This is a genomic window from Serratia sp. Tan611, assembly GCF_905188235.1.
GTDB classification, from domain to species: Bacteria; Pseudomonadota; Gammaproteobacteria; order Enterobacterales; family Enterobacteriaceae; genus Serratia_B; species Serratia_B rhizosphaerae.
The window spans coordinates 2,977,294-2,990,688 of the sequence record NZ_LR994655.1; the positions used below are offsets into that span (position 1 = coordinate 2,977,294).

Consider the following 13,395-nt stretch of genomic DNA (forward strand, 5'->3'; position numbering starts at 1 on the left):
ATGATCGTGGCCTGCGCTATACCGCGGGCAGGTAGTGTTTCAGCTGGCTCAGGCGGCTGCGGGTGCGCTGGATATCATCCAGTTCGACGCCGTCGGTCATCACCGCCAGCGGATAGTCGCTGATCACATACAGCCGGCAATTCTGGTCGTAGAGCACGTCAATCACGTTGATAAAACGCTGCTGCGCCGCCGGAGACTGGGTCGCCAGCGCCGGAACATCCTCAATAATCCAGCAGCGGCAGCGCTCGCATAACGCCAGATAGTCCATCACCGCCGTAGGCGCCGCGCACAGCGCGGCAAAGGAAAAGTGCAGAACATCCCCGGCGGGAGAAAGCACCGTCAGGGTACGGTAACCGACCTCAAGGGCATGCGGCAGGCCGTCAGGCTCCGGCAGCCCGCACTCCCGGCGCTGCGCGGCATTGCCGGGACACAGATAGACGCCCCGGCAAAACGGCGTGCTGTCATTCGCGCCCAGCGAACGGTAGTCCTGGCCGCCGGCCAATGCGAAGATCTCCATATGCTGTTTTATCAGGGCGATCGAAGGCAAAAACCGTTGGTGATAAAGGGGATTGGCTAACAATTCATCCGGTGGATAGTTGGAAGTCACCACCAGCAGGATTTTCTGGTGAAAAATAAAGTCCAGCAGGGGTTTGATTAACATTGCATCGCCAATATCGTGCAAATGAAATTCATCGAAACACAATAACCGGCAGTCGCCCAACTGAGCGCTTAATACCTCGGCTATCGGCTGCCCTTGGGTATCCTGCGCGGCAAGTCGTTGATGCAACTCGCGGAAAAAATGATGAAAGTGTATGCGGCGTTTATCTTTTATCGGCGCCGCGTCATAAAAAGCGTCAAGAATAAACGTTTTTCCCCGCCCTACTTTTCCCCAAATATAAACGCCGTCGCGGTGAGCGTGACCGTTCTGCGGATTCAGGTTGGCAGCAATCAGCGCGTTTAAGCTGGAAATAACCTGTCGTTGATAGGAATCAAGCGTAAATTTATTCGCCCTGGCTTTGGTTTCCATGATTGCCGGGAAATCAAAAGGCGTCCCAATGCTCGCCATAGCATTGCTCCATGCATAACGGGCGGAATTGTCATCGCAATACCGGCCCTGTCGGTAATGTTATTTTTAGTTAAGTGAAGGATAGAGCCTGCGTCCGCGCTTTGTTCCGCAGAATATATATTGTGTGATTGAATTCACAGCACGAAGCCGGGCGTATCAGCGCCCGGCGCTCTATTTACTGGTTAATAAACTTATCGAGGAACTGACGGGTGCGCTGGTGCTGAGGGTCGGCAAACAGCGTCTTCGCCGGCCCCTGTTCGACGATGCGGCCGTTGTCCATAAAGATGGCGCGGTCGGCGACGTCACGGGCAAAGCTCATCTCGTGGGTGACGATCACCATGGTGCGCTTCTCTTCCGCCAGCGCGCGGATGGTGTTGAGCACCTCGCCCACCAGCTCCGGGTCCAGCGCCGAGGTGGGTTCGTCAAACAGGATCACTTCGGGCTGCATCGCCAACGCGCGGGCGATCGCCACCCGCTGCTGCTGGCCGCCGGACAGTCGCTTCGGATAGGCCTGCTCTTTACCGCTCAGCCCGACCTTCGCCAGCAGTTCGCGGGCGCGCTGCTCAGCCTTGGCGCGCTCCTCACCCTTCACAATCACCGGCCCTTCGATGATGTTCTCCAGCACCGAACGGTGCGGGAACAGATTGAAGTTCTGAAACACAAACCCCACCTGCTGACGCAGCTCGCGCACCTGGCTCTTTTGCTTGCCGAGCGAACGCGCGCTGTCGATCTCGATATCACCCACGCGGATGGTGCCGGAATCCGGCACTTCCAGCAGGTTGATGCAGCGCAGCAGCGTGGTCTTCCCCGAGCCGCTCGGCCCGATGATCGCCACCACTTCGCCGGAATTCACCTCGAGATCGATACCGTGCAGCACCGTATGGCCATTGAACTTTTTCACTACGTCCTTTACTTCGATGGCGCTCATGGGCTTATTCCTTATCCTGACGGTTAACGTGCGATTCCAGACGGTTCTGCAGCGCAGACAGCAGCGTCGCCATCAGCCAGTAGATCAGCGATGCCGCCAGATACATGGTGAACACCTCCAGCGTGCGCGAGGTGATCAGCTGCGCCTGGCGGAACAGCTCCGGCACCTGAATGGTCGCCGCCAGCGAGGTGTCTTTCACCAGCCCGATAAAGCTGTTGCCCAGCGGCGGCAGCGCGGTACGCGCCGCCTGCGGCAGAATCACCCGGCGCAGGGTCTGCCACGGCGACATGCCGATACTGGCGGCGGCTTCCCACTGCCCTTTATCGATCGAGGAGATCGCAGCGCGCAGGGTTTCCGACGTGTAGGCCGCCGTGTTGAGCGACAGGCCGATCAGTGCCGCCGGGAACGGGTCAAACTCAATGCCGAACTGCGGCAGGCCGTAATAAATCATAAACAGCTGGGCAATCAGCGGCGTGCCGCGGAACAGTGATACGTAAATACGCGACAACCACGACAGCGGCCAGAAATGCGAAAGGCGCATCAGCGCCAGCAGAAAACCGAGAATCAGCCCCAGCGCCATGCCGCCGAGGCTCAGTTGCAGCGTAAGTATGGCGCCCTTCAATAAAAACGGCGCTGAATCCAGCGCCAGTTGGATACTCTCTTGCATTATTTCGTTACGTCCGCGCCAAACCATTTGTCAGAGATCTTCGCCAGCGTGCCGTCTTTCTGCATCTCGGCAATCGCCTGGTTAATGGCGTTCAGCAACTCCGGGTTATTTTTGCGCACCGCCACGCCGGACTCCTGACGGGAGAACGCCGGGCCGGCGACCGCCAGCGTGTTACCGGTTTTCTTCACCAGATCCAGCGCCGCCAGACGATCCACCAGAATCGCGTTGATGCGGCCTACGCGCAGATCCTGATATTTGGTCGGATCGTCGTCATAGGTGCGCACGTCAACGCCCTGCACGTTTTCGCGCAGCCATTGCTCGTAGTTGGTGCCGAGGCCAACGCCGACCTTTTTACCCTTCAGGTCTTGCGGCTTGCTGATTTGCCCTTCGTTGCCCTTCTTCACCAGCGCCTGAATACCGGACACGGTGTACGGCGTAGAGAAATCATATTTTTTCTTACGCTCGTCGGAAATAGTGACCTGATTGATCACCACGTCGATACGTTTGGAATCCAGCGACGCCAGCATACCGTCCCATTTCGTAGGGCTCAGTTTGGCTTTAACGCCCAGATGCTGCGCCAGCGCGTTGGCGAAGTCCACTTCGAAGCCGGTCAGCTTGCCGTCTTCCCCCTGGAAACTGAACGGTGGATAGGTGCCTTCCAGGCCCACTTTCAGCGTACCGTTGTGTTTTACCTGATCCAGCAGATTGTCTGCCGCGAAGGTGTTTGCACTCAGGCCGGTGGTCAGCGCCACCGCCATCATCCCCAGAACCAGCTGGCGTCGAACGTTAGAAAAGAGCATAGCTACCCCGTATAGAATGTTATCTTTTTTGATTTCAGGACTTTAACAGCCTGCATGGCGGTATAAAGGAATATTACCTAATAAATATAGTTCAGAATGGAATATCACTACACCCCCGGCCTACACCTGCGGGTGATAAGCGAACAGCGCCGGCGCACCGCCGGTATGCACAAACAGGATCGGGCCGTCATCGCGGAAGCGCCCTTGGGCAATACCGTCGATCAATCCGGCCATCGCCTTGCCGGTATACACCGGGTCGAGCAATAGGCCTTCCTGCTGCGCCAGCAGTTGCACCGCCGCCATCCCTTCGTCATTCGGCATACCGTACTGCGGCGCGAAATAGTCATCCCACAGCGTAATCGGCGCCAGCGCCTGTTCCAGCCCCAGCGAACGGGCCAGCGCCTGCTGAATCTGTTCGACTTTCGGCAGCTGTTCTCCGGCGCGGCGTGAAACGGTGACGCCAATCAGTTCACTCTCCGGCAGCAGTTGCTGCAGCCCGACTGCCAGACCGGCGTGGGTGCCGGCGCTGCCGGAGGCCACCACCACGGAGCTGAAGGCAACGTCCTTGCCCTGGCTGGCGATTTCCAGCGCGCACTGCACATAGCCCAGCGCGCCAAGCGCGTTGGAGCCACCCACCGGCACCACGTAAGGCCGGAACCCCTGCGCTTCCAGGCGCGTCGCCAGCGCCTCCAACTGCTGCTGCGGCGCGTGCAGTTCATCGCACATCACCACTTCCACGTTGAACAGATCCAGCAGCAGGCGGTTGCCGTTGGTCAGGTAGTTTTCAGCTTGAGTATTGATGGGATTTTCCAGCAGCGCCACGCAGTGCAGGCCAAGTTTGGCGGCGACGGCGGCGGTCTGGCGAACGTGGTTGGACTGGATTGCGCCGGCGGTCACCAGCGTGTCGGCTCCCTGCTCGAGTGCATCGGCGGCCAAAAACTCCAGTTTTCTCAGTTTGTTGCCGCCCAACGCCATCGGCGTGACGTCGTCACGTTTAACGTATATTTCACGGCCAAGGTAGTCAGAAAGGCGGGACAGTTTCTCCAGCGGCGTGGCGGAGCCAACCAAATCGAGGCGCGGGAATTGCGCCAGTTGCTGTTGCAGATTCACAGCTTACTCCCAGTAAAGCGGTATTAACGTCTGACAGCTAGGTGTAACAGAAGTGACGTCAATAATCACTTATTATCGATCGCGGGAGCGCCGACGGCCGCCCTAGGGCGACCGTCACAGGCTTAGTAACTCTTCTGCCAGGCGAGGTACTGGTCGTATTTGCGCAGGGCAATGCGATAGTTGTTATGTCCGGCGCTGGGCAGGTCGTCAATCAGGTGATGGCAGCAGCCGTTGCTGAGTTTCTCCGCCGGATAATTGCGCGCGCTCAGCATTTCGTCCAGCCGCCGCAGGCGCACCACATATTCACGCACGGTGCTGTGGCTCATTTCGGTCTGTTCGAACAGATATTGTTTGAACGCCATAATGTCGAAGTAGCTCGGGTGGCTGTTGCAGGAGATTTCGCTGCAGAAACGGCATAGTGCGGTCAGCTCCTGCTGCACGCTCTGCCACACCTGTTCATCGATCGGCTGGTCCATGCGGGCGATGGCTTCTTTGTTGATGATTTTACCGCGAAACACCAGCGCCATGCGGTCCAGCTGTTTACCGCACTGACCGCAGTGGGTCTGAGTGTGTTTGTAATCTTTTACATAACGGCTCAGCGGCCGCTTTTTCAATACTGTTCCAGACATTAATGAGGGCTCCTGTTATCGCCGATCAATCATTAGCCAAACGGGCGCGCAAGCGTTTGATCGCCTGGCTGTGTAATTGACTGACGCGTGATTCGCCAACGTCCAGCACCGCGCCAATCTCCTTCAGGTTCAACTCCTCCTGGTAATACAGCGTCAGCACCATTTTCTCGCGCTCCGGCAGAGCCTCGATGGCGCCAATCACCCGCTGACGCAGGCTCCCCTCCAGCAACTGCTGCAGCGGATTGACCTCCTCATGCCCGTCCAGCATCAGTTCGGCGCTTTCGCCCTGCTCCTCTCGCCACTCGTCGTAAGAGAACAGCTGGCTGTTATTGGTATCCAGCAGGATCTGACGATAATCGCTGAGCGAGATATCCAACGCCTGCGCCACTTCCTGTTCGGCGGGCGGGCGCCCCAGTTGCTGCTCCAGCCGCTGCATCGCCTGCGCCACCTCGCGCGCGTGGCGCCGCACGCTGCGCGGCACCCAGTCGCGGCTGCGCAGTTCATCGAGCATCGCGCCGCGAATGCGCTGCACCGCATAGGTGGTGAAAGCCGTTCCCTGCAGGGCGTCGTAACGTTCGACGGCGTTCAACAGCCCGATACCGCCGGCCTGCAGCAGATCGTCAAGCTCCACGCTGGCCGGCAGCCTGACCTGCAGACGCAGCGCCTCATGGCGCACCAGCGGAACGTAGCGCAGCCAGAGAGAGTTTTTGTCCATCACGCCTTCGGCGGTATACAGATCGCTCACTATGTCTAAAACCTGCGGGTAAAGGAGTCAGCGCTATTATCCGCAGCGGCGGTAATGACAATCGACGGAACAGCCGCAGAAAACGGGCCTTATTTGCCCCATGCGGCAACGCACCGGTACGCAAGGATAAAAAAACCCCGCCGAGGCAGGCGGGGTGGTAAGCGACGGTTAATCGGAGAGAGGTGATTAACGCAGCAGAGACAGCACGTTCTGAGTTGACTGGTTAGCCTGCGCCAGTACGGACGTCCCCGCCTGCTGCAGGATGTTGGCGCGGCTCATGTTGGACACTTCGGTCGCGTAATCGGCATCCTGAATACGGGACTGGGAAGCAGACAGGTTGTTGACGGTGCTGTTCAGGTTGTTGATGACAGAATCGAAACGGTTCTGTACCGCACCCAGGGAAGAACGCAGCTTATCAACCTGAGACAGGGCTTTATCCAGGGTATCCAGCGGCGTTTTCATGGTGACGGCGGTACCGCCTTCGGTGACTTTACCGTCTTTATCCACGGTCGCTGACGCGTAAGTTTTCTCGCCGGTGGTCGCATCGGTGGTTTCAACGAACATGCTGTCTTTACCGTCCGCATCTTTACCGGTGATCAGCGTTTTACCTGCCGCCAGGCCGCTCTTCGCCGTATCCGGGTCATAGCTGACATCTTCACCGGTAGACGCCTTGATGGTCGTGCCCTTGGCGACTTCGCTGCCTGCGGTCGGGCCTTTGACGGTCACGTCGAAGCCTTCCAGACCCAGCTGCTTGGCGTCGATTTTTTGCAGATCGATATTGATGGTTTCGCCGTCGTTCGCACCAACCTGAATGGTCAGAGACTGATCTTTACTCAGCACTTTCACACCGTTGAAGTCAGTTTGTTCAGAGATGCGGTTAACTTCTGACAGACGCTGGGTGATTTCGTCCTGGATGGATTTCAGATCGCTGTCAGAGTTAGAGCCGTTCTGCGCCTGTACGGTCAGACGACGGATGTTCTGCAGGTTGTCGTTCACTTCGTTCAGCGCGCCTTCGGTGGTCTGCGCCAGGGAGATACCGTCGTTGGCGTTGCGGGACGCCTGAGTCAGGCCTTTGATGTTGGCGCTGAAGCGGTTGGAGATCGCCTGGCCGGCCGCATCGTCCTTCGCGCTGTTGATGCGCAGACCGGAAGACAGACGCTCGATCGCGGTACCCAGAGAAGACTGAGATTTGTTCAGGTTGTTTTGCGCCATCAGCGACAGGCTGTTGGTGTTAATTACTTGTGCCATAGTGTGAGTTTCCTTACGAATCAGTATGAATGCACGGGGTCATTCATATTCACAATTAAAGGTTCGGGCTGTTGCCCACGGCGTCAATCACCGTCCACTCAGGTATCGGCGCTGCCCTTGCAACCTTTAGATTTTTTTTATTTTTTTTTCATGCCTGGCCAATGACGCAAATAACACGCTTTTTCCCTCTTCATTGCCCTATCGGTTTTTGCTTTTTTGCATAAACTTTTCCACCGCTGGGCCGATAACGCAGTAAGCGAATACATCAACCAAGGAGCACGACCCATGGCATCGATCAGTTCATTAGGCATCAGTACCGGCATGGATCTGAATGGATTACTGGACAAATTAAGCCAGGCGGAGCAGCAGCGTCTGACGCCCTACACCACACAGCAAAGCAGCTACAACGCCAAACTGACCGCTTACGGCACGCTGAAGGGCGCGCTGGAGAAGTTCGACAACCTGAGTAAAGAGCTGGCTAAACCCGAGTTTTTCACCAATACCACCGCCAGCAAGCACGATCAGTTTAATGTCACCACCAACGCCAAAGCGGTGCCGGGCAACTACACCATCACCGTCGACCAGCTGGCGCAGCCGCAAACGCTGACTACCGACGCCAAGATTGCCAGTCAGACGGAGAAGCTGGGCACAACCGGCGCCGGCGACCGCTCCCTCACCCTGACCACCGGCAACCCGCCGAAAGCGGTGAACATCCCGCTCAGTGACGACCAGACCTCGCTGGTGGAGATGCGTGACGCCATCAACGGCGCCAAGGCGGGCGTCAACGCCAGCATCATGCGCGTCGGTGATAATGAGTACAAACTGGCCATCAGCGCCAGCACCCCGGGCGCAGAGAGCAAAATCTCCGTGCAGGTGAATAACGACGACAAACTGGGCGCGGTACTGAACTACGACGGCGTCAGCGGCAAAGGCGCGCTGCAGGAAACGGTGAAAGGCCAGGATGCCAAAGTCACCATCAACGGCACGCAGATTCAGCGCAGCACCAACGCTATCTCCGATGCGCTGCAGGGCGTGACGCTGGATCTGAAAACCCTCACCAAGCCCGGCGAATCGCAGAATCTGGTGATTGAAGCCGATAAAGGCGGCTCCGCCGATAAGATCAAAGAGTGGGCCGACAGTTACAACTCCCTGCTGGATACCTTTAACTCGCTGACCAAGTACACGCCGGTAAAAAGCGGCGAGGCGCAGTCAAACAGCAACGGCGCGCTGCTGGGCGACAACACCCTGCGCGGCATTCAGTCATCGATCAAAAACGCGCTGAGCGCCGCGCAGGACAACCCGGAGCTGAAGGGGCTCGGCAACCTGGGCATCAAGACCGATATCAAAACCGGCAAGCTGGAAGTCGACAGTGAAAAACTGAAAAAAGCGATTGAGGAAAAGCCGGATCAGGTGGCGAACTTTTTTGCCGGCAACGGTAAAGACAGCGGCATGGCGACGGAGATTCATAACGAAATCCAGAACTATATCAAGGCCGGCGGCATTATTGAGAACTCTACCAAGAGCATCAACAGCAGCCTTGACCGGCTGAATACGCAAATCACCCGCGTGACGGAAAGTATTCAGAACACCATCGACCGCTATAAACAACAGTTCGTACAGCTGGACACCATGATGTCGAAACTGAACGGCACCAGTAACTACTTAACTCAGCAGTTCTCTTAACACAGATTAACCACAGGTAAATAAAACAGCATGTATAACCGTAGCGGAACACAGGCCTACGCACAGGTCGGTTTAGAAAGCGGCGTCATGAGCGCCAGTCCGCATCAGTTAATCGTAATGCTATTCGACGGGGCGCAAAATGCCCTGTCGCGCGCGCGCATACTGATGGAACAAGGCAATATCACCGGTAAAGGCCAGGCGTTGTCCAAGGCGATAAACATTATCGACAACGGCCTGAAAAGCGGGCTCGACCACCAGCAGGGCGGCGAGATCGCCGCGCAGCTCGACGCGCTGTACGACTATATGAAACGCCGTCTGCTGCAGGCTAATCTGCATAACGACCCGCAGGCGCTCGACGAAGTGGCGAAGCTGCTGGAAAATATCGCCGACGCCTGGCGACAGATTGGCCCCAATTATCAACCCGCGCAGGACGCCATTTAATGGAACGCCAACAGCAACTGTTATCCGTCTATCAGCACATTGCCGGCCTCAGCGCACAAATGCTCGCGCTGGCGCAAAACGGCGACTGGGATCGCCTGGTGGAACTTGAGCTGACCTACGTCACCGCGGTGGAAAAAACCGCAGACTTTTCTGACGTGATGGCTTCATCCATGGCGCTGCAGGAACTGCTGCGCCATAAGCTGCAGCAGATTCTGGATAATGAAACCCAACTGCGCGCCTTATTGCAGCAGCGCCTGACAGAGCTAAAGTCTTTAATCGATCGGTCAACGCGGCAAAGCGCCGTTAACGCCGCCTACGGGCAATTCCACGACCGCGCCCTGCTGTTAGGGGAGCCGCAGAACCCATAATCGCCCTACCCGATTCCCGCCGCAGGCCGCAGCGTTGATAACGCTTTAACGTCCGGCACGGTTTTCGTTTATCCTGTTTACTTTATTCACGGTGGCAACGGTTTCTTTGGCAGACGCCGTTTAGCCGGCGGGAAAAACAATGGATAAATATCATCCCGACATGGACGTTTTCTGTTCAGCAGGAAATTAATTTTTGGCAGGAAATAAGCAGAACTGCGCGTCACCGCGTATGGAAAAAAGTTGCTCCAATGGGCGGCAACGCGTAAAGATATTCTCAGAGACTGGCTGCGAAGCGAATATCGATGGAACGCACAATTAATCTTTGTCCCGGGATCGGTAGCTCGGCGCATATTATTCAACATACTGAATTATTACTCCCTTCAGTGTATTTCGAACAACCTCACCTGTACCTGATTCAGGAGGGGTGCAAACGCATCCGTTGGCAACAGCAGGAAGTGGTGGCGAACGCCGGCGATCTGCTGCTGATTGATGGCGGACAGACCGTTGACATTATTAACAGTATTTCCGATAAGGGCCGCTTCAGCTGCCATTTGATCACCTGCGATCCGTTGCTGTTCAGCGCCTCGCCTGCGCCGGTTGATTTATCTGCAGCCAGCGCGTTTTCCGGCGTCCGGACGCTGCCGGATATCCCCTGTGGATTTATTCACAGCTTTGAAACCACGCACCTGGCACTCACGTTACACCACAGTTTTCCTCAGGCGATCACCCGCCATAAACTGCTGGAAATTTTGCTCTGGCTGGCGCAATACGGCATCAAATTTGTCCACGGCGAAGTCAAAGATCTGACGCAGCGCGTACGCCGCTGCCTGGCGACCGATCCGCACAGCATCTGGAGCGCGGCAAAGGTGGCCGCCAGTTTATCGATGAGCGAAGTGGTGCTGCGGCGTAAGCTGTCAGCAGAAAATACCGCTCTGCGCAACCTGATGATCGACGTGCGCATGAGCAGCGCGCTGGCGTTGCTGCAATCCACCGACTGGCCGATCTCCGCCATTGCCCAACACGTCGGCTATGAGAGCGCCTCCCGCTTTGCCGAGCGTTTCCGCAAACGCTTCGGTTTCGCCCCCACCGCCATCCGCGGGCATCAGCGCGTTATGGAGGCGGCGACCGGCTGAGAACATCACGCCATTTGCCCCAGGACAGGGCAAGTGGCGTGATGGCTTAACTCAGGCTCGGGATAATAATGGCGGCAAAGACGGCGGCAATAACCAGCCATTTCAGCAGATAATAGCCGCGACGGTGGCGTTTTTTCAGCCGTTGCCCCGCATCGCGGATTGCATTGACGTATTTGAAAATACGGTTAATAAAACCGGTGCGATCCTGTTCGTCATTAGGCGAACTGGCCGCCGACATCAGCGTCTTGCCGACCCAGTGGTTCACCGCCTGCGCCCAGCCCCATTTCATCGGCCGCTCGATATCGCAAAACAGGATGATGCGCGTCTGATCCGTGCCGTTTTGCGCCCAGTGCACGTAGGTTTCGTCAAAAATCACCGCCTGACCGTCACGCCAGCTGTGGCGCTGGCGATCCACTTCAATAAAACAGCGGTCGTCATTCGGCGTCACCAGCCCCAGGTGATAGCGCACCGATCCGGCATAAGGATCCCGGTGCTTGCCCAGATGGCTGCCGGCGGGCAACTCGGCAAACATCGCCGCCTTAACCGACGGGATCTGGTTTAGCAACGCCACGGTGTTGGGACACAGTTCCAACGCCGAAGGATGGGTATCGCTATACCATTTAAGGTAAAAACGCTTCCAGCCGCGCTTGAAAAAGGTATTGAACCCGGCGTCGTTGTGGCTTTGCGCCGCCTTGATATGGTCCTGCAAACGCAGGGCTTCCTCGCGAATCACCTGCCAGCTGTCAGTCAGGTGCTGCAGCTCGGGAAAAGTCTGCGGCGCAAAGTAAGGCTGTTTGGCCGGCAGGCGGGAGAAACCGGTCATAAACATGTTGATCGGCCCCATAAAGGTGGAGTGATCGAAAAGTTGTCTGCTAACTTTTTGTTTTTCCTGCCCGCGGGAGTGGGCGTAAATAAAGCTGATAATAAAAATGCCGATGATAATTACTGCAACCATAGAATCCGTCCTATAGAGTCGTTCTGTCAAAATCGCAGGAATTATAATTTCACGCCCAAAAAAATTTAATTATTTTGTGCCTTTTAGTTAAATGAATGTTAAACAAATAGTTTTTAGCCGCTAATCTCACGTCGACGGCGGGCCAGTTAACGGCGGAGAAGGCAAGCGGCCATGTCGCCATGGCCGCGTAAACGGTTACTGTGTAATCATGAGATAAATTAATACAATCAGAATAGCTATTATCACAAAACTTATTCTACGCCATCCGGCTTCACTTTTTAAACTCATACTGTTCCCTGTGTTAACTGCATCAAATAATAACGCCGATATTTTAATTCATTACATTTTAAATAACCATCGCCTGTCGTTTTTTTTCTTCGCGAATATTTAATAAGTCGATGAAAATCACCTTGCAGCCAAAAATATCGTGTTTTAATTCCATGCATAACAATTTTCAATTAGAATGCCATTTCAAATAACACATTAATCCTGCTGCTTACTATGAAAATAATATCCGTACGGGAACACCCGGAGTTAGCCGAAACCGCCATCGCCTATTTTCAACGCCAGTGGGCCACGCCAGAAACGATGATGATGTACCGCGATGCCATTATCCATGCCATCAACGCTGAAAATCCGCTGCCGCAGTGGTATCTGCTGATGCAGAACCAGGAAGTTATCGGCTGCGCAGGGTTAATCACCAATGATTTTATCAGCCGTGGCGAGCTTTATCCCTGGCTATGCGCGCTGTTTATTGAAGAACAGCATCGCGGCCAGGGCCACGCCACCCGGCTGATTCAGCATATCGCGGCGCAGACCAGGGCGCTGGGGTTTACTCAATTGCACCTGTGCAGCGACCTGACAGGCTTTTACGAAAAACTGCAGTTCGTTTCCAACGGCATCGGCTACCATCCGTGGGGAGAAAGCTCGCGTATTTATACGCTGAAATTATAGTTCAACTTGATTAATCAACATATTATGACGCCGGCTCACTCTATGCCGCCGGCCGGCGCCAGAAAATCACCTACCCCTGCCAGGGAATCGGCATCCTGCCGTACTTACCCAGTTTGAATGTCGCGCTGCCTGTTGCAATCAGATCGCCCTCGGCATTATGCAAAAAACCCTCGGTAAACACGATGGAACCTGTCTTGCGCACTATTTTGCCAATGCCTTTGATCTTTCCCGGCTGCGCCGGACTGATAAAACTGGTTTTTGATTCAATCGTTACCGCCAGCAGCGGCGTCGGCAGCGTAATATAGACCGCCGGCCCCATCGCATCATCCAGCATTGCCGACAGGATCCCTCCCTGAATACAACCCAGCGGATTGGTCAACACCTGTTCTGCGTCGTACTCCACCTGAACTTTCATCGCATCATCATCATAGTGAACGAATTTCCATCCCAACATCTTTGAGACCTGCGACAGAATAACGTCACCTTTAACTACGCGTAAAAAGTAGGGATCGTTCTGCATGGCAACCACCTCCAGTTATGAAAGAGTACTCTGGAAAATACATAAAAATTATTTCACTTTCATACTTAGGATAGTTGAGCAAAAAACAATCACCAGTTTCTTTTTAACACGTTCGAATCATCCAGAATGGCCATAAAAAACAGTAAGG

General features: G+C 55.5%; 15 protein-coding genes. 5 read left to right on the forward strand and 10 right to left on the reverse strand.

Annotated elements, in window-relative coordinates:
* Positions 1–16 precede the first annotated feature (16 nt).
* The 8 genes from zapE to TAN611_RS14105 all read right to left on the reverse strand — a co-directional run bounded on the left by zapE (position 17) and on the right by TAN611_RS14105 (position 7,193).
* Positions 17–1,066, reverse strand: a complete 1,050-nt coding sequence (zapE, locus tag TAN611_RS14070; RefSeq protein WP_203066598.1) for a cell division protein ZapE — start codon at positions 1,064–1,066, stop codon at positions 17–19.
* Between the two features lie 175 nt (positions 1,067–1,241).
* Complete coding sequence (tcyN, locus tag TAN611_RS14075; RefSeq protein ID WP_105231554.1) at positions 1,242–1,994, reverse strand: L-cystine ABC transporter ATP-binding protein TcyN; 753 nt, start codon at positions 1,992–1,994, stop codon at positions 1,242–1,244.
* Between the two features lie 4 nt (positions 1,995–1,998).
* Positions 1,999–2,661, reverse strand: a complete 663-nt coding sequence (gene tcyL / locus TAN611_RS14080) for a cystine ABC transporter permease (protein WP_054306766.1) — start codon at positions 2,659–2,661, stop codon at positions 1,999–2,001.
* Complete coding sequence (gene tcyJ / locus TAN611_RS14085) at positions 2,661–3,461, reverse strand: cystine ABC transporter substrate-binding protein (protein WP_105231555.1); 801 nt, start codon at positions 3,459–3,461, stop codon at positions 2,661–2,663. Before tcyJ ends, tcyL begins: the two co-directional genes overlap by 1 nt.
* Before the next feature lie 120 nt (positions 3,462–3,581).
* Positions 3,582–4,571 (reverse strand): D-cysteine desulfhydrase, encoded by a 990-nt coding sequence (locus tag TAN611_RS14090; RefSeq protein ID WP_105231556.1) that lies wholly within the window; start codon positions 4,569–4,571, stop codon positions 3,582–3,584.
* Positions 4,572–4,693: 122 nt separating this feature from the next.
* Positions 4,694–5,200, reverse strand: coding sequence for a flagella biosynthesis regulatory protein FliZ (fliZ, locus tag TAN611_RS14095; protein WP_111736900.1), 507 nt, complete (start codon positions 5,198–5,200; stop codon positions 4,694–4,696).
* 25 nt (positions 5,201–5,225) lie between these two features.
* Positions 5,226–5,945, reverse strand: coding sequence for an RNA polymerase sigma factor FliA (locus TAN611_RS14100; protein ID WP_203066599.1), 720 nt, complete (start codon positions 5,943–5,945; stop codon positions 5,226–5,228).
* Between the two features lie 186 nt (positions 5,946–6,131).
* The gene (locus tag TAN611_RS14105) at positions 6,132–7,193 is read right to left on the reverse strand and encodes a FliC/FljB family flagellin (RefSeq protein WP_105231559.1); all 1,062 of its coding nucleotides are present in this window, start codon (positions 7,191–7,193) and stop codon (positions 6,132–6,134) included.
* 285 nt (positions 7,194–7,478) lie between these two features.
* Here TAN611_RS14105 and fliD point away from each other — a divergent pair, with 285 nt between their 5' ends.
* From fliD to TAN611_RS14125, 4 genes are all read left to right on the forward strand, one after another.
* A complete protein-coding gene (gene fliD, locus TAN611_RS14110; protein WP_111736898.1) occupies positions 7,479–8,876 on the forward strand; it encodes a flagellar filament capping protein FliD in 1,398 nt (465 codons plus the stop codon).
* A 30-nt stretch (positions 8,877–8,906) separates the two neighbouring features.
* Positions 8,907–9,317: a flagellar export chaperone FliS gene (gene fliS, locus TAN611_RS14115; RefSeq protein ID WP_105231561.1), complete on the forward strand. Its 411-nt coding sequence runs from the start codon at positions 8,907–8,909 to the stop codon at positions 9,315–9,317.
* Entirely contained in the window at positions 9,317–9,685 is a 369-nt protein-coding gene (fliT, locus tag TAN611_RS14120; protein WP_105231562.1) for a flagella biosynthesis regulatory protein FliT, read from the forward strand. Before fliS ends, fliT begins: the two co-directional genes overlap by 1 nt.
* Before the next feature lie 302 nt (positions 9,686–9,987).
* Positions 9,988–10,818: a helix-turn-helix transcriptional regulator gene (locus TAN611_RS14125; protein ID WP_105231563.1), complete on the forward strand. Its 831-nt coding sequence runs from the start codon at positions 9,988–9,990 to the stop codon at positions 10,816–10,818.
* A 46-nt stretch (positions 10,819–10,864) separates the two neighbouring features.
* Here the strand turns inward: TAN611_RS14125 and lpxO are convergent, their stop codons facing one another.
* A complete protein-coding gene (gene lpxO / locus TAN611_RS14130; protein ID WP_105231564.1) occupies positions 10,865–11,773 on the reverse strand; it encodes a lipid A hydroxylase LpxO in 909 nt (302 codons plus the stop codon).
* A gap of 501 nt (positions 11,774–12,274) precedes the next feature.
* Here lpxO and TAN611_RS14135 point away from each other — a divergent pair.
* Entirely contained in the window at positions 12,275–12,727 is a 453-nt protein-coding gene (locus tag TAN611_RS14135) for a GNAT family N-acetyltransferase (RefSeq protein WP_203066600.1), read from the forward strand.
* Between the two features lie 70 nt (positions 12,728–12,797).
* Here TAN611_RS14135 and TAN611_RS14140 read toward each other — a convergent pair whose 3' ends face one another.
* Positions 12,798–13,247, reverse strand: a complete 450-nt coding sequence (locus tag TAN611_RS14140; RefSeq protein WP_105231566.1) for a PaaI family thioesterase — start codon at positions 13,245–13,247, stop codon at positions 12,798–12,800.
* Positions 13,248–13,395: the final 148 nt, after the last annotated feature.